Genomic DNA, 17,744 nt, shown 5'->3' with positions numbered 1-17,744 from the left:
ATTGGATTTCAGGCAATAGTTAGCAACTATCTGATCATATTTTATAACATAGCTACGAGGTCAAAATGCATAAATCAAGACAATATGTTATCGACGATCTCTCCATGCAGGAGTCTTGGAGACTTTTTAAAATAATGGCTGAACTGGTCGACGGATTCGATACGATGAGTGACATCGGACCGGCTGTTTCAATATTCGGTTCCGCGCGCGTAGCACCGGATCAACCACTCTACGAGCAAACAGAACGCTTGGCAAAACTCCTTGCTGAATCTGGATATTCAGTCATAACAGGCGGTGGTCCTGGGCTTATGGAAGCAGGAAACAAAGGCTGTTTTGAAGCTGGCGGAGAATCAATAGGTCTGCACATTCACCTTCCTTTTGAACAGAAGTCAAACCCTTACCTGTCGTTAAAAAGTGACTATAATTACTTTTTTATCCGTAAATTAATGTTTGTAAAATATGCCTTAGCCTACATTGCCATGCCTGGCGGTTACGGAACACTTGATGAATTAAGTGAAGCTCTGGTCCTTATTCAGACAAAAAGGATTAAACCTTTCCCGATCATCCTTATGGGTACTAAATTCTGGGGCGGACTTATAGACTGGTTCAAAACAAGTTTAGTTGCTGACGGCTTCTGCAGTGAAGAAAACCTTGATCTTTTCATGGTGACAGATTCACCGGAAGAAGCTGTTGCACATATCAAGAAGCATGTAATAATTTAGCAAGCCGCAGTGAACTGGCAGATCATGGAAACAAAAGATCAGAAAAAGGCATATCTGTACGGACTGGCCGCAGTACTGATCTGGTCTACGGTTGCTTCTGCTTTTAAAATTGCACTTTCATATATGGAACCGCTGCAACTGCTTTTTTATGCAGTGGCCTTTTCTACATTGACCCTGCTGATTATTCTTATTGTTCAAAAAAAAATCGGGCAGATTGCACAAATGAGTATATCAAACATACTCAAATGTGCCCTGCCCGGAATATTAAATCCTTTTCTATACTATATAGTACTCTTCAAAGCTTACTCCCTGCTGCCTGCGCAAGAGGCGCAACCGCTCAACTACACATGGGCGATAACTCTGTCGCTACTTTCTATCCCATTATTAGGACAAAAACTAAGCACGCGCGAACTTGCAGCCATATTCACAAGCTATCTCGGCGTAGTAGTGATATCCACACATGGGAATCTGTTAAATATCCAGTTCAGCAACGGATTCGGGGTATTTCTTGCTCTCCTCAGCACCGTACTTTGGGCCTTATACTGGATTTACAATACCAAAAGTAAAAGTGACCCATTAATTGAGCTTTTCCTACACTTCTGTCTGGGATTACCTCTAGTCACGATTGCAATGCTTATTTTTACCGGCCCGCCGCCTATTGAACTGCCTGCCGTACTTTCGGCTGCTTATGTAGGGCTCTTTGAAATGGGAATTACTTTTGCGCTATGGCTTAAAGCTCTAAAGCTCACCGAAAAAACAGCCAGAATCAGTAATCTGATATTCCTTTCACCGTTCCTGTCTCTCGTACTTATTCACTTTATTTTAGGGGAAGAAATTTTGCCATCCACTTTAATAGGGCTTCTTTTCATAGTCGGCGGGAATATCATTCAGCAGACAGGCAGGAAATAATCATCACACGCCGTGTTCTTCATTTTTTTAAAATAAAGTGTAAAAAGCTCTAAACGCACGAAAGGCCGGGATGGAGGGGTCCCGACCTTACGTGCTTAAGGAGTGATGATAAGGAATGAAGACTGTATGTTTAACTGAGCTTTAGACAACCAACTTGGGGGGTGAAGTTTGTCTCACTCAGGTTACTAAGCATATAGCATCAAGCGTGCCAAAAAAATTATCCTTTAAATTAAGTATATTACATAAATGCAGTTTTATGTGCACATTTTTTGCACACAATAATTGCACTTTTGTGCAAAAGATTTCATCCAAAGCTGCACAAGCGTTCAACCTTCTTTCAAATATAAGCTTCAACTATGCAACATATGAGTTAAGATCGTGATATCTACTAGATTTTTTCCATATAAGGACTATATAAAAGCCATATGGAATATTTGCGTAGTTGAACAGTTATTCAGTATCATAAAAAATTTAAACAAATCAAAACTGATTAGGAGCAAAATGCACAAAACACTTTCAGAAGTTTACTTACATCCGGATATCATAGAAAAAGTAGAAACAGCATGTGCAAAACTGGATGTCAGCAAAAGCTTATTCTTTAATGTTCTTCTAAAAGAACTCTTTGCAAAGGCAACCCCTGAAGACTTATTCTATAACAGGGTCAACTTAACAGATTTAAACCAGCCGATAAATAAAGTGTCAAAGAAAGCTGATAGAATCACTCAATAGATAATCCTTAATTAAAAATTAGAATTCTTCGCTTACTTTGATGCAGCAGTTATCTGCTGCTTTTTTTTATTCCTCAAAGACCTTCATTAAATATTATACGGCTAAATTCTAAAACAATAATATACTTACTTCTTCCCACTAATCTAAACTATTTAAAAATAGAGTGTGGAGTAAGAGACCTGCTCCGGTTAAAACCGCTTGAAATAGAGAACCGTCAATTAAAAAATCAGGTTGTTGACAGACTTAAAATGGCTTCCTATTCTTTAAAGCCTAAAAGAGATGCGAATCCAAGTGGCTAACGACAGTGAATTTATTCCTAAACTCTTGATAAATGAACGTATGAAAATGAAATAACTCTGTTTTTTTCAAGACCGTAAAACCGACGGATAATCCATTCATCGAGTCCTTTAACGGATTTTTTTGGGATGAATGTTTGAATACGAACTGGTTTTTATTTGTTACAGGCGCAAGGAATATAACGAGTTCGTCCGCACTCCTCTCTGGGAGATCAGATGCCAAACGATTTCGTTCTTGCCTAACTCTAAAAGTCAGAAGGCCAAATTTATCTAGATTTGACCGGTACAGAATAAGGGAAGGCCTCAATATGCAGAATCTAAATCCCCAAAAATGCAAATACCCCCAAATATTACCTATATCCGCATTGGCAAAATTATTACTTCCAATTCTAAAGTTAGCAGGGATACTCACTCAAAGATATGGATACAGAGGAATCGGCAGGATATGTCTGATCTTTGAAAAAATATTCCCACCGTTAATAGTTAAGATAGTCTTATCTGCAAAACTCGTTTTTGAGATTGATCTGCGAGACTACTACTGGTCTAGAATGATTTTTAAAGATTTTAAGTACGAGCCTGAGATTTTATCATTTGTCAAAAGTGTCTTACCTAAAGATTTTGCGTGGATCGATTGTGGGGCCAACATGGGCTATTGGAGCGTGATTATTTCATCAATGTTGCCACCTGACCGCGTGTTTGCAGTTGAAGCATCACCAGATTCATTCAAAAAACTCAAGCGCAATTGGGAACTGAACGGTTCACGCTTTCAAATTTTTCACAATGCAATCTCAGACACTGATGAAAAAATTCTATTATTTGACCTCAGGCGTAGGCATGCCGCAGCGCGTATAATCAAATCAGAAAAAGAAGCTCAAGGACGGATAGTAGAAACAAAGTCTATAACAATAGATAAGTTAATCCGCGAAACCCCTTTAAATAATTATAACGGACCCATTGTCCTGAAACTTGACATTGAAGGCGCAGAATATGCTGCAATAAATGGAGCGGCTAAAACATTTGCTAAAAAAAATATAATTATAATTTATGAATGCCATGGATCAGATCAAGAATGTATATCAACATCTTTTCTATTAGCCCAAGGTCATCACAAAATATTTTCATTGACATCCGGATTTCCGGAAATTCATTCTATATCAGATGCACAGGCTATAAAATCCATTAAATGCAAAGGATATAATTTTGTGGCGGTACCAGCTCAGTTTAACTTTTCAAAAATTAAAACAGAATCATTTCTAAAAGATCTTCAAGAAATCAATTAAAAATAATGTAATCATTTAGGTAAATTATCTCCGGACAGCTTTGCCAACCAAGTTGAACGCACCACATTTGATACGAAATAAGCTCCGAGAATCATATAAAGTGAAACCAACGGACCACATTTAAAGAAAAACGGACCTACCAATAAGACGGCAAACAAAATGGACGCTCCGATATTTACCGTAAGCATTATTGTACTAAGCTCCCTGACCATTAATGAGTTAGCCTCGGGAATGACAACCTGATCAACAGCCAAAGCTAAAAGCATTACGTAAAAAACAATAGACGCTCCCGGCATATCGACTCTTGCCGCATAAGGTGTGTACCCTAGAACCGCCCAGGCTATGATAGAGAGAAGACATATTCCGCTAATAGAAAAATATATCTGCTTCCTAAATAACGAAAGATGAGCTCTAAAAGAGGCATAATCCGCGTTCTGAATAAAACGAGCTAAGTCTGGAAAATGATACTGTGAAAGCGTTCGAGGGAAAAGAACCATAATCCCGAGTAAACTGCTGAGCAATCCTAACAAACCGCCGTAATTTTCTCCTGCGAGATGGACCACTAAAGGTGTTAGAGCAAGAGTTTTACCACCACCTACAAAGTTGTTTAAACCAAATTCAAAACCTGTCCGAGCTATACCTTGCACGTGATTAGAAAACACTTTTCCACCTTTACGAACAATTACAAAAGCAACAATTCCACCCAAAAACGACATTACAAGACAAGGAATAGCAAAAGCAAGATACGGAACAATTTCTGGAATATTTTTAAAAACAATTAAAGTAACTACCGTGCAAGTCAGGAGAATAATTTCAGCAAGAAGTAAAAAATCGTATTTCTTAATTGCAATAAAAAATTTTCTGAAAAGCATAAAAAAGGTCCATCCAACAAGCAGAACTGAGGATAAAAGCGGATTATAAATAATATCCAATTTATCAAGCAGGAAAATGAGAGGAATTGAAGGAAGAAGCCACAGAAAACTAAAGCGGCCTATTGAAAAAAGTATTCTCAGCTTTGCAATTCCTGAATTTTGCGGAACTCTGATCATGACCATGCCAGCCCATCCGACAGCTGTAAAAAAACCAATCAAAGAAACTATTGAAACGTCATTTGCAAATCTGCCAAGTTCTGCCATTCCAAACAAATTTTCAACAACGACAAAGAGAATAAGACGATAAACTCCCGGCATTGCCACAGCTGCAAGAACAGTACATCCTTTTATGGCTGAAGAAACTTGTTTACAGTTCACTCCAGCCATCCTTCACTACTCCTGCCGATTTGCTCATGTCGCAACCGTCATAATAGTTACACATTAAATTTTCTCAACACTCAAAGTAGAAAAATTAATCCTATACTTACCTGACTTACAAACAATCACAGCACTGTCTTTTGCTCTATTAAAAGATTCTATCATTTTATTCTCCGCGCAGTTTCCAGTCGGTTTGCCTAGAATAGTAAGCATAGAAAACAGATTTGAAGTAGTTCGTGTAGAAGAATAGAGCATCCCGCCCCGGGGAATACTTTTGCCCATAGGCCTTGTCAGTATGGAATACCTTCTCAAAGACAATTCGCTATCGGCTCCATCAAAATTAAGTGCAAAACCCTGCCCGTAATCAAGGCAAATACCACCGCCCATCTGCCTTGCTTTGCGGGTTAAATGCAGTGGATAATAAACCTCGGTTTTACCTGATGGGATAACCTTGTCGCGAATAATCATATCTGTACCGTTTAAAACAATAATACATCTTTTCCATGACTTCGGCCGGATACTTACAGGGTAATAACCGGATAATTCTACTTCAACAGCTTGAAAATTCTTACCGAAATTTACGTTCGGTTTACTGACATTTACATTGCCCTTTTTATAATCGGCAAGTTGAAACCAAGTTCCACCCTCACCAAGCTGCCCCAATTTATCAAAAGTTAAAATATTATGACTCGTTGACAACTTTTTTAAAACATAACCATCATCCATGGCTAAAGGATTTCTTCCGGACCAAAAACCAAAATGCCCTTCATCTGGATGAATGTGAGAGCCTGAGTAAAAACCCTTTGAATGTGCAAGTAATCCTTGCGGGGGACCGGCTTTAAAAAAAGCAAGAGAAGCATCATCTTTCCATGAAGAACGCGAAAGTAAAATTCCCAGATTATCAAACCACTCAAAAGTGGGGAGAGTATCAGGAGATATAGGGGTTATATCAGGATTATTCCAAAGGTAATCCTGCCAAAGTATAGACCTCCCTCGCTTCTCTTCCTCCACTCTCTGTGCAAGCCACTGAGCATGCCCGTCGTTAAAAATAGACGCAAGGCAACGCAGAATAGCCCCAGGACCTTTATAGTCTACCAATGGAGAATCTGCGTAATCAATATTGTAATGAAAACCTGGCAAGGATGCGTAAAGCCTGAACTTTGCAGTATTTTTAAAAAATGGATTTAATTTAACTTTCTCAAGACCTTGAGCCGGCTCTAATGCCATATAATAATTCAGCAACCACAACGTTCCATAGCTCCAATACCCTACGCCTTCATGAGACGCTCCATCAGGAGACAACAACGAACTAACAGTATCAAAATTCTTTTCGGCAGTCTTAAGCCACTTTTCAGCTCTTGGATCTTGGCCGTACAGCGCAATACCGGCAATGGCGAGAGCGGCAGAGTTCACATAATTATGATTCTGCATAAACCCTCGAGGCTGTGCCCACCAGATATCTCTAGTGTTAAGGCATTTATAAAGAATCTCGGCATGTTCTGCTATGGAATCTTTGGCCATCAAGCGTAATGCAGAAGAAAGATCATCATACAACCAGTCATACGCAACGGAGAGTGCAAACAAAGTATGCGCCGCTCCAAGGTCATTATTACCTGCCCAATTTGAATCAGAACAAAAAGTCCTAATCAAATCAAAGGCTGTGCTTAAACTTATTTTATCTTCAGAAACGGTACAATAGAAGGCTAAATTCGTTAGCCCGTCGGCTGGCCGTCTAAGCGAGTTCATGTCAAAGCGTATCAAATTGTTTGGAACACGGGCTCCGACTAACGCTTTTGATCTGATTCTGACATTATTTAAAATTGTTGAATAAAGAGGGTCGTTTTTTAAAGCTCGAAGTGATGCCAACTTGGACTTGTTGAAATAAAGACGAGGGTGTCCCTTAAAAACAGTGTAGTCTGCCGCACTCGAAACAACAGGAAACAACAGTAAGGCAATAAAACAATAAGCAGCGACAATCAGAGACTTAGACCGCATACCCCCTCCTCATTTTATTTCGACAGGGTGAACCGCTTTATAGTCTTAATGATCCTGATTAAAGTACGTTTCACTATATCCTGAGATTTTTCAAGGCTTGCAACGCGTCGCTGAATATCTTCAATGTACTCAGCCGTAATATCACTGTCATATGTATCCACGGTTGAGGGCAGAATAAGAAGTCCCTCCTCAATCCGTTCCTTTGAAAAATTTTCAACGACTTCGGCTGTAATAGGCTTAATATCATCCGCAAAACCGTAAATCAGAGCCCCTTCACATATAACATTAATATTTCTTGGTACGCCATGAGAATATTCGTAAACTTTCTTTACGGCTTCATCTGTAAAAATTGTAGAGGGATCATCAACTCCGCCTTGACGCAGCCGGTAATAAATATATTCGTTTACTTCCTGTTCTCTAAGTCGTCCCAAGTGAGCACTGACTACGATTCTCTGTACGATTTGACTATAGCGGGCACGCCTGAGTCTAGAACGAAAACCGGATTGTCCGACCATCAAAATGGAAATCAGATTTTCCTTACCGGCCTGAAGATTTGAAATCATACGAACTTGTTCTAAAGCTTCATCACTAAGAGTCTGAGCTTCATCAAGCACCAGCAGAACTTTCTTTTCTTCCGCCGCATAAATACCCAATAAAAACTTCTGCAATGCAGCCATGCATGATGCAGGAGTTGGATTTTCAGGAATAGGACCTTGAAGTTCTCTTAAAATCATTTCAACAATAGCATCACCGGCGACAGCAGTGTTGAAAACAACACCGACAATAGTATCCTCGCTCATATCTACAATAAGCTTGTAAATAATAGAGGTTTTACCGGTACCGGCATCACCTGTAAGCAAAATAAGACTGTCACCGTTCATCAAACCATACTCAATATGAGTAATAGCCTGCTGATGCCACGGGCTTAAATAAAAGAAATCCGGGTCTGGAAGAATATTAAAGGGCTTTTCTTTCAAGCCGTAAAATTTACGATACATATAGACTACACCTACTTAACATCAAGACTTTCTTTGTCTGTTTTATTCAGGACAACACCGACTACATTACGACCTTCTAAAAGATTCATGGCCTTTTGAACATTCTCTCGTGAAGTTTTACCAGCTTCTACAACAAAAATAATCCCGTCAACATAACTTGAAAAGACAAGGGCATCCGGTGCATGCAATAGATCAGGACAATCAAAAATTACATATCGGTCAGGATACCTTTCTTTCATTTCAATAATTAAATCCTGCAGCTTAGGCGAACCGAGAATTTCAGTTGAACCTCTGATAGGATCTCCGGCAGGAAGAAATGATAATTTATTAATCCCCGGCTTTATCAAGAGATCAGGGACTGGAATATCGTGTAAAAGATGATCTGTCAGTCCACGCTCAACTTCAATACCAAGATATTTGTGAATTGAAGGATCTCGCATATCAGTATCGACCAGAAGAGCGAACTGATCAACTTCACGCGCTAAACTGATGGCAAGATTAATGGAAGTGATAGTTTTACCTTCGCCGGGCATAGCACTGGTAACCATAAGAACATTATGCCCTTTCTTCTTCGTCCTATGTAAAATCTGAGTCCTGAGAAGGTTGTAAATATCCGTAAACATAGGACTGCTGTTTCTTGTTAAAATTCTATTTTTAGCAAGATTAAGTTCATCAAGAACAAGGTCGTCTTTAAAAAAAGAACTTGGAACCATGCACGAGGTTCCATCTTTTTCGTTATCTTTAGTAACATTACAATATGGCCCAGCAACGCAAGTTTTAGCATTAGCCTTAGGCATTTGCTTGCTAACCGGAATTGCCTCTATGATTGAATCTTCCACTTCAAGAGGCTCTACATGAGAATCTCCCTTTGCAATCCAACTCTCATTTTCTTCAATTCTTTTATTCCGTTTGGCTTTCTCAACAGCTTTGAGCAACTTGCTCATGGCGACTCCATATTACTATTAAAAATTCAAAACAACCTTGCGAATTACCTTAACTGCAATAATATCAAGTGGCATATAAAAAAGATGAATACCCACAAGAACAAGTACAATTGCAGAAAAAACAGACAATATTATTAACCATTTTCGGTTGGTAATTGCCTTGGCTTCGGTATAACTCTCCCAATATGGAATAATTGCAAGAATTGGTAATTTAACAATATCTGACAGCTCTTCAGAACGTCTGATGGAACGATCCATAAACTCAAGAAAAGTTCCAACGCCGACCCCGATCCCGAGAGCAAGAACAAAACCCACCAGAACCAGCGCAATTCGATTAGGACGAATCGGTTTTTCAGGAACAATAGGTGGATCAATTAAAGTGAACCTTTCCGCAAGCTGACTTTGTTCAAGCCCTTTTGCTTCACGGGCGGACATCAACCTTGAATTGGTTTCCTGATACTTTCTCTGAGCATTATCATAATCACGTAAAAGGATTTTGTACCCCTGCTCAACCTGAGGAGTATCCACAACCCGCTTCTGATAACCTGAATAGTCATGAGCTAAACCGGCATAAACTCTTTCAGCTTCCGCAATCTCAAGTTCAGTTGAAGCTATCTGAGTTTGAATCTGAATATACCCGGGGTTATCCGGTACAGACCCTGCTGATTCAAAAAGATGGTCCTGCATAGATTCATCTTCAAGCCGTTCATTAAGTGCATCAATCTGTTTTCTTAGTATAATAATTTCTGGATGCTTATCGGAATATTTCTTACTCAACACACTAAGATCTTGTTCTTTATCTTTTATCTGACGCTGAATACCATCAAGATTTCCAACGGTATCCACTTTTTTCTCAAGTGAGGTAATTTGACGTTTGAGAGCAACAACATCTGGATAAAGTTCAGAATACTTAGAGGTAAGAGTAATATATTCCCTGCGAAGTCTCTCTAATTCTTCTTTAGATGTTGCAAACCGTTTACCTTCATTGGATATAATTCTTAAGTTCGGATCAATACTGGCTAACTGCCCCTGAAGATAAACTTTGCGGTTTTTAAGAGATGCAACCTGCTCCTGAACTTTATCCATATCACGCTGCAACCGCTCCATGCTGTTCATATTGTGAACAAGCAACTCTGGCAATTCATTAACGTGACTTTCTTTGAATTTAGCAATCTTAGATTCTAATTCAAGAATTTCAGAGCGCAGCTCTGCAAGCTGAAGCTCAAGAAAATCAAAAGTCGACTTTGCTTTCTTTTCACGCTCTTTGAGATTTTCTTTTAAAAAAAGTGAAGTAAGAATATTTGCAACCTGTGCAACTTTCTGAGGATGCCGCCCTTCATACGATAAAGTAAAAGCGACAGTGGCACTTGAAGGACGACCGGAATACTGATTTGTAACTTCAGCAGTAATCGGTTCAAGCTTAATATCATCACGCATTTTAAAAATAATCTCTTCAGTAGTATATTTACCTACTAAATCAGAATATAGATCAAATTCTTTAATAATATTAAGCAGATTACCATGGCTCAAAACAACCTGAGAAATTGACTGCAACCGTTCTTCTACAAAACCGGTAACTGTTGTCTGTACCAAGTCTTGTGGAATTTCCTGATCCTCAATAAGAATTGTAGCCGTTGATTTATAAACGGGTGCCAAAATAAAAGCTAAAAGAACAACCAGAGAAAAAACAATCGCTGCAGGAACAAGAAACTGTAATTTCCTACGTTTCACTACGTCTAAATAATATGCAATATCTGAACTTTGTTGCATTCTGACTATAACCCCTTAATTTATCTCTGTAGGAAAAGAATATGTAAATCCAATCCAGGACTTGAATCTATCATTTGTCTTGTGCGAAATTTCGTTTTGACCGAAGTTATAACTGAGCCCGCAAGTTGCTTTCCAATCTTCTTTAAACTCCCAGGTAAAAACTGATTGTGTAAAAAAACCGGTCGACTTGTGTTTACGTCCACCCTGCACCCCATCCGCGTCTATCTGCCATAAGGTGTTAACTATGTTGTAGTTCAAAGTTTCAGAAAAAAGATACCGATAGTAAAGTTCAAACTGATCTAATATTTCGTTCTCTCCATAACGCCCAGGCCTGACAACACGCTCCAAAGCCGGAACAATCGAAAACGTAGGTTCGCGGTACCCTAACTCCGCTCTGAACTGATACATAATGGCAGTCCCGTCATCATGTCCAGCATCATTGGAATAGTTAGATATAGTAACACCCGGTCCACCTTTCAAAGAAAGTTTAAGTGCCGGTGTAAATTGATGGTCTACACCTATAACATTCTGAAAAGTAACTTGATCACCATCCAGGTTGTCAATTTCCCGACTATAATGTGTATACGTTGTCATAGCTCCGAGAAAGAATGTAGTCAGTTCATCGTCTAAAGCATGTCCCCATACCAGATTAAGAACATTGCTTAAATAATCTGAATCAGCTTTTCGTTCGTAATCGGTCTTATCAATATTAAAGACTACATTGAGATTGTCTTTTTCACTTACTCTCCAGTTTAATTGCGGGGTAGCTGTGGTTGTGAGGATAATTGACGGATCTAATTCTACACCGCCTGAATCATAAGTATTCTGGTCAAGATTGTGGCGGCGGTTATGCATCAAATCAAGTGAAGCATCTAATTTAGGGCTGAATCTGTATTTTCCGGAAAGATTAAGATTGTAGTCATACCTGTTTAATTCGTCATGTTCTAAATAAGTACGGTAAATAAAATCTCCACGAAACTTAACAAGGGAATCCTGACCAATAATATCCAATGTTAACGCAGGCTTAATTCTCGTTACAAAATCGCTTATTTTTGCATAATCGACATTACTGTCATAAGTCTCAACAACAGTCACAGACGGTTTTACTTTTATGACCGTCCCTGACAACCCAAGAGCTCTTTTCGGTGTTGTATAAAAACTGACATCCTGAGCAATTCGCTGCTGTTTTACTGCGGCATTTCCATTCGGCAAAATAGATACTGATGGAGCAACAAGCGGATTTTCAGAAATACCAGTGGAAAATGCAGCTTTATTCTCAGCTGAAGTGTCATTCTCAGCATTATAAGTTGATTCTTTTTTACCTTCAACAGCAGCATCTGCCTGAGCGACTTGAGAATATCCATTTGCACTTCCGGTTGAATCTTTTTTGACTTTTTCTTTATAGAAAGCAACTCTGTAGAGAGGGCCATCGTCTACAACATAATCTAAAGATTCAGTGCGTAGCACAGCATGTGAAACAGGTCGTTTAAAATCAGAAATATGTTTATAATCAGAAGATTTAGCAACAACTTCTAGGGGCTGAATTACAGGCATCCTGACTCGCCAAGAAGATCCATACTGATCAGCAAGCACACAACATACCGGAATCAGCAAAATGCTGATGCCCAATACGCGTATTACTTGCCGAACAAAATTGATCATCTCCACCCCTATAAAAAGTTAAAAAAACAAAATTCATCGCATCAGATATGGTCATAACACTCCTGACTACGGCACTACTACTGTATCACCGGGTTTTAACAGCACATTCTGTGCAAGATTCGCACCATCTGCAAATTGATCATAATCAAAATTAACAACCTTTTGAGTTCCATCAGGAAATCTGCTGATAACTTTAATACTTCCGGAAGCTGCAAACGGACTCAAGCCGCCGGACATGGCTAAAGCCTGAACAACTGAAATATCCTGTCCTAAAATCAAAACTTTTGGGTTGTTAACTTTGCCCATAACATAAACTTTAGGGCTTTCAACTTTACGAAGAATAACTGTTACCGGAGCATCCGGAACAAACGCAATAATACGCTTTTGAACCTCCTTACGAAGTTCATCAACTGTCAACCCGCCGGCTTTAAGGTCGCCGGTCAGAGGAAACGACACTCCTCCATCAGGGCGGACAACAACTTCACGAACAAGCTCTTTATCGCCCCATACAGAAATTTCTATGACATCCTCCGGCCCTAACCGATAGCCGTCTTTAGCATAAGTTTGGGCAAAAGAATCATGACTACTTATCAGGACAAAAAACACGACCAGTAAAATGAGTAATAAATTTTTTACGTTTTTCACATATCCTCCTATGACAATTTAAATTAATCTTAACCGTTAAATATAATTATTTTCTTTAAGATAATCCATAACGATTGCTACCGATTCTTCGAGACTTTCATGATCGGTACGAACAACAACTTCCGGCTGTGTAGGGAGTTCATATGGGTCTGATATTCCGGTGAAATTCTTAATAAGTCCTTTTTCAGCTTTTCCATATAAACCCTTTGTATCTCTTTTTTTCAACACATCCAAAGGGCACTCAACAAAAACTTCTATATAGTTTCCTATTGTCTGGCGATTTTGCTCTCTGACCTCAGCATAAGGTGAAATCATGGCAACAATTGAAATAACACCGTGTTTATTGAGCAGCTTTGAAATAAAACCGATCCTTTTTACATTAATATCCCGGTGTTCTTTTGAAAAGGTAAGATCCTGAGCAAAATTAGTCCTGATTATATCACCATCAAGTAATTCCACTGCAAAATTACACTTTATCATTTCTTCGTACACGCGTGCCGAAATCGATGATTTCCCAGCTCCTGAAAGACCTGTAAACCATAAAGTAAAACTCATTTGAACCTCACCGGCTATTGCCGCCACGCAAACTTAAAAATTGTTTTAACAATAATTTCCAAATCTAAAAATACAGACCAGTTTTGCAAGTATTCAATATCATATGAAATTCTTTTCTTCATATCTTCATCATTATGAACTTCACCTTTGTATCCGTTTATCTGAGCAAGACCTGTAATCCCTGGCTTTGAAATATGCCGGAGCATATATCCGGAAACAAGTCTTCTGTATTCCTCATTCATTTTTACAGCATGAGGACGAGGCCCTACTACCGACATATTCCCTTTCAACACATTCAAAAACTGTGGCAATTCATCAAGGCTGTTTTTACGCAGAAATGAGCCGAAACGTGTAATACGCGCGTCATTTTCAGTTGCCGGAACAAAATCATAGCCATCTTCCAGAACTTTCATCGTTCTGAATTTAAAAATTTGAAAAGGCTCCCCTTCAAGGCCGTAACGCCATTGCTTGAAAAAAACAGGCCCCTTTGAAGTAAGTTTCAAACCAAGCGCAATCAGCAGCATAACCGGAAAGATTGCGAGCAGAATTAAAAAACCCAATATCAAATCTTCACTCCGCTTAAGAACCCCACTGACTCCTGCAAAAGGGGAAGATCTCAAGACAATGGCTGTTTGACCGGCAACGCGGGCAACATCACCACCCATAAGATGCTTAAACAGAGACATATCCGGGAAAAAAAAGACTTGTGCGGTAGAATCTTCAAGACCATGCAGAAGCTTATTTAAAAGAGGTTCTTCCCTCATTGGTAAAGCCAGATACACAAGTTGAATATTATTGTTTTTAACATATTTCGGCAGTTCATCTATACTTCCAAGGCAAAAAGAAGATCCTCCGCAATGACTGTCTTCTGGATCGAAAAAACCTTCAACACGCATTCCAGCCCAAGGATTATCTGAAATCCAATCTGCCAAAGACGCGCCTATTTTACCTGTTCCGGCAATAACAACACTCGTACTGCCGCCATTATCCAAAAGCCATTTAAAGAAAATTTTCTTAACTAAAAACCGTTCTGAACATATTACTGCCGGCCAAATGAACAGCCAGAGCAGTATGACACGTCGTGAATACAGGCTGGAAACTTTAAAGAAGTAACCAAGCATAAGCATGGTTGCAAAAACAAAGAAGACACCAAGGATTATCCGGTTGCATTCAGAAACAATATCTGAACTGGCCCAGTCTTTATAGACCCCAACCATCTGAAAATTTGATAATATCAGAACAGTCGTCGTAACAATAAGCAAAGCAATCTGAGGAGATTTACCGGCAAACGGCTGAGGCCAGAAATAAAAATATAAAACAAGCAGAACACCGACACCAAAAGCGGCATCCAAAATTCTATGAACAGGTTTCAACATCCCAGCAGGAACTCTGAATTTTCTATTCACATTTCCTCCTGAATACAAAAAATTCACTCGTTAAAGGTTGCAATCGAATTATTTGAGCCGAACTTACTGTATTCTTATGAAAATCATATTATTTTTAACAAAAAAAGGGAAGATCGTTTATAACGACCTTCCCTTGACATAACACAATAAAATAAACGCCTATAATCTTGCAAGAAGGCTCTTAACTTCTTCCTTTTCAGGAAAATCATCCTGAGTTTTAAGCAAGTTCGTTAATATTTTCTTAGCTTCATCTTTTTTACCATTCCGAGAAAAGACCAAAGCCTTATGATACAAGGCTGCAGAAAACTCAGGAGCAATTTGCAAAGCAGTATTTAATACATGGAGAGATTCTTCATATTCCCCTTTTAAGTACAGCACATATCCTAAAGTATCGAGAGATTCAGGATTTTGGCTGCTTGCTGCTATTTTAGCAAATTTTAATGCCTGCGCCATATCTGCACCATTATCTGAGAAATGCGCGGCCAACAGATAAGCAAGATTATTGGCAGCAAGTTTGAATCCAGGGAATTTAACTAATAAGCGCGAATAAGTCTCTTTCGCTTTTTTATAATTATCTTCCTGCTCATAAAGTAAACCGAGAATAAACAATGGAGCCGGATTTGTTTCATCTGTTTTTACAACATCCTCAAACTTTGCAAGTCCCTTCTTGATTTCATGCTGTGCGACATAAAGGTCGCCGATTCTCATGTAGGGAACTAACCAGTTCGGAGCAAATTCAACAGCTTTAGAATAACTTTCCTCAGCCTCATCAAAGTTGCCTCTGCGGCTCTGCACTTTTCCAAGCATCTCATATAATCTTGCGTTATCTGGATACTGCTTCAGCATTTTGTCACAAAACTGAATAGCAGCAGTATATTTATTCTGATCAAGTAAAATATCAATCTTGCCTTGGATTGCAGCCAGTGAATCAGGAGCGATATTAAGAGCATCGTTGTAGTATTGTTCAGCTAAGGATTTTTTCCCTTCTTTTTGTGCAAGTTCGGCTAACTTCAACGAACCAACTGATGACTTTGGGAAACGGGTTACAATGTCAGTAAATGACCTATGAGCAAGATTGTAATCTCCTTTTATTGTGTACACATCTCCTATAGCAGCGAGAATATTAATATCATCAGGACGTTTTTCTTTTAAGCGTTGAAGTTCCAAGATAGCCTGCTGCCAGTCCTTGCGATCAAGATACGCATTTATCAACGCTTCACGGGCCGGAGCGTATCCAGGATCAAGCGAGATAGCATCCTTTAAATTTTCAATTGCTATTCCTACGTCATCATTTGCAAGATGTGCTTTTGCAAGCAGAACAAAGGCCGGAGCACTTTGAGGATTATCCCTCAACACCTGCCTGAATTCTGAAACAGCCTCCTGCCCTTTCCCCTCAAGAAGATAGATCTGGCCTCTTAAGTAATGAGCTTCACCATCTTTAGGATTGCGTTCAACAACAAGGTTCAGCTGTTCCAAAGACTTTCCTGCTTCATTCATATCAAGATATAAAGTCGCAAGTTTTTTGCGATAAACAACATTATCCGCACTTTCCGGATCAATTACTGCTCCAGATTCAAGTACGGCTACAGCTTCAGTCTGATTTCCCTGATTCAAATAAACATTGGATAAAGCAGAACGAAGCTTTAAAGAGGCATTATTCAGGCTCAAACCGTCTTTAATAGTTGCTATAGCCAAATCATACTTTTTACCTGCAGACAGCAGTCGTGCATATAAGACTCTATAATCATCTTTTTCGGGATATTTACCGACAAGACCTGCCATCAACTCTTCAGCGTGTTTTGTCATACCTATCGACGAATAATACTCGGATGCGAAAAGAACCAAGCGCGGTTCTTCGTTCCCAGCTTTAAGCATTTGTTCCACAAATTTTTCAGATTTCTGCGGTTCTTTAATATCTCTGTAAAAAGCAGAAATATTCATAAGCAATGCAGTGCTGGAAGGAATTGTAGAAACGCCTTTAATTAAAACGGCTTCAGCCTTATCAAAATTATTCTGCTGGTAATAAAGTTTACTGAGCGCAAGATAGATATCAGCATTTCCAGGATCTTCATTTAAAACAACAGTCAACATTTTCTCAGCTTCATCATACTTTTTATACTCTGCAAGAACAGAAGATAAAACTAAACGTGCTTTAACATTAGACGAGTCAACATTCAGAACCTTACGGGCCATATCTTCGGCATTATCATAATCTTTCGCCAGCAGATAAAGACTGCTGAGCTCAACTTTCGCTTCAATCAAGTTGGGATCAAACTCCGTTGCATATTTGAAATTAATAAAGGCACTTTGAAAATCACCGTCTTCCAAAGCAAGCTTGCCAAAAAGCAGCCGGCACTCACCGCACTCCGGATCAATAGCTAATGCATTTTTTAATTCCAACCGGGCTTCGGTAAACTTTTTTTGTTGGTAATATTCTACGGCTTTATTATAAAATTCTTCACGTCGCTTCTCGCACCCGGCAAAAAGAGATAAAATTACAACCATTAAAATCCATAGAATTAAGTGTTTACGCATTTTAGCCTTCTGATTTAATTTTTCGTTAAGAATTAAGTATAAATAACT

Annotated in this window: 14 protein-coding genes and 1 pseudogene; 5 read left to right on the top strand and 10 right to left on the bottom strand. The window is 39.0% G+C overall.

The window, feature by feature from the left end; all coding sequences use genetic code 11:
- The first annotated feature begins 65 nt into the window (after nt 1–65).
- From B9N78_RS01965 to B9N78_RS01950, 5 genes and pseudogenes are all read left to right on the top strand, one after another.
- Nucleotides 66–722: an LOG family protein gene (locus B9N78_RS01965; RefSeq protein WP_085097548.1), complete on the top strand. Its 657-nt coding sequence runs from the start codon at nt 66–68 to the stop codon at nt 720–722.
- Between the two features lie 24 nt (nt 723–746).
- Nucleotides 747–1,631 carry a DMT family transporter gene (locus B9N78_RS01960; protein ID WP_085099243.1) on the top strand — a complete coding sequence of 295 codons (885 nt, stop codon included), beginning with the start codon at nt 747–749 and terminating at the stop codon, nt 1,629–1,631.
- 378 nt (nt 1,632–2,009) lie between these two features.
- A complete protein-coding gene (locus B9N78_RS18280) occupies nt 2,010–2,360 on the top strand; it encodes a hypothetical protein (protein WP_245805436.1) in 351 nt (116 codons plus the stop codon).
- 359 nt (nt 2,361–2,719) lie between these two features.
- Nucleotides 2,720–2,812 (top strand): annotated as a pseudogene (locus tag B9N78_RS18535) (integrase core domain-containing protein); the annotation flags it as partial.
- A gap of 152 nt (nt 2,813–2,964) precedes the next feature.
- On the top strand, nt 2,965–3,936 hold the full coding sequence (locus tag B9N78_RS01950; protein ID WP_085097542.1) for an FkbM family methyltransferase: 972 nt from the start codon (nt 2,965–2,967) through the stop codon (nt 3,934–3,936).
- 11 nt (nt 3,937–3,947) lie between these two features.
- Here B9N78_RS01950 and B9N78_RS01945 read toward each other — a convergent pair whose 3' ends face one another.
- From B9N78_RS01945 to B9N78_RS01900, 10 genes are all read right to left on the bottom strand, one after another.
- Entirely contained in the window at nt 3,948–5,195 is a 1,248-nt protein-coding gene (locus B9N78_RS01945) for a hypothetical protein (protein WP_085097539.1), read from the bottom strand.
- Between the two features lie 54 nt (nt 5,196–5,249).
- On the bottom strand, nt 5,250–7,181 hold the full coding sequence (locus tag B9N78_RS01940; RefSeq protein WP_085097536.1) for a DUF4962 domain-containing protein: 1,932 nt from the start codon (nt 7,179–7,181) through the stop codon (nt 5,250–5,252).
- Between the two features lie 14 nt (nt 7,182–7,195).
- The gene (locus tag B9N78_RS01935) at nt 7,196–8,179 is read right to left on the bottom strand and encodes an ExeA family protein (RefSeq protein WP_085097533.1); all 984 of its coding nucleotides are present in this window, start codon (nt 8,177–8,179) and stop codon (nt 7,196–7,198) included.
- Nucleotides 8,180–8,190: 11 nt separating this feature from the next.
- Nucleotides 8,191–9,123: a polysaccharide biosynthesis tyrosine autokinase gene (locus B9N78_RS01930; protein WP_085097530.1), complete on the bottom strand. Its 933-nt coding sequence runs from the start codon at nt 9,121–9,123 to the stop codon at nt 8,191–8,193.
- 18 nt (nt 9,124–9,141) lie between these two features.
- The gene (locus tag B9N78_RS01925; protein WP_085097527.1) at nt 9,142–10,893 is read right to left on the bottom strand and encodes a GumC family protein; all 1,752 of its coding nucleotides are present in this window, start codon (nt 10,891–10,893) and stop codon (nt 9,142–9,144) included.
- Nucleotides 10,894–10,908: 15 nt separating this feature from the next.
- Nucleotides 10,909–12,555, bottom strand: a complete 1,647-nt coding sequence (locus B9N78_RS01920; RefSeq protein WP_085097524.1) for a porin family protein — start codon at nt 12,553–12,555, stop codon at nt 10,909–10,911.
- Between the two features lie 66 nt (nt 12,556–12,621).
- Complete coding sequence (locus B9N78_RS01915) at nt 12,622–13,200, bottom strand: polysaccharide biosynthesis/export family protein (protein WP_085097521.1); 579 nt, start codon at nt 13,198–13,200, stop codon at nt 12,622–12,624.
- A 36-nt stretch (nt 13,201–13,236) separates the two neighbouring features.
- A complete protein-coding gene (cysC, locus tag B9N78_RS01910; RefSeq protein ID WP_085097518.1) occupies nt 13,237–13,755 on the bottom strand; it encodes an adenylyl-sulfate kinase in 519 nt (172 codons plus the stop codon).
- 14 nt (nt 13,756–13,769) lie between these two features.
- Nucleotides 13,770–15,161 (bottom strand): undecaprenyl-phosphate glucose phosphotransferase, encoded by a 1,392-nt coding sequence (locus B9N78_RS01905; protein WP_245805435.1) that lies wholly within the window; start codon nt 15,159–15,161, stop codon nt 13,770–13,772.
- 159 nt (nt 15,162–15,320) lie between these two features.
- Entirely contained in the window at nt 15,321–17,696 is a 2,376-nt protein-coding gene (locus tag B9N78_RS01900; protein WP_085097515.1) for a tetratricopeptide repeat protein, read from the bottom strand.
- Nucleotides 17,697–17,744 lie beyond the last annotated feature (48 nt).

It is taken from the genome of Desulfovibrio gilichinskyi (assembly GCF_900177375.1).
GTDB lineage: Bacteria > Desulfobacterota > Desulfovibrionia > Desulfovibrionales > Desulfovibrionaceae > Maridesulfovibrio > Maridesulfovibrio gilichinskyi.
The sequence above is the reverse complement of the archived record's forward strand: the minus strand, read 5'-3'. Positions and strand labels throughout refer to the sequence as shown.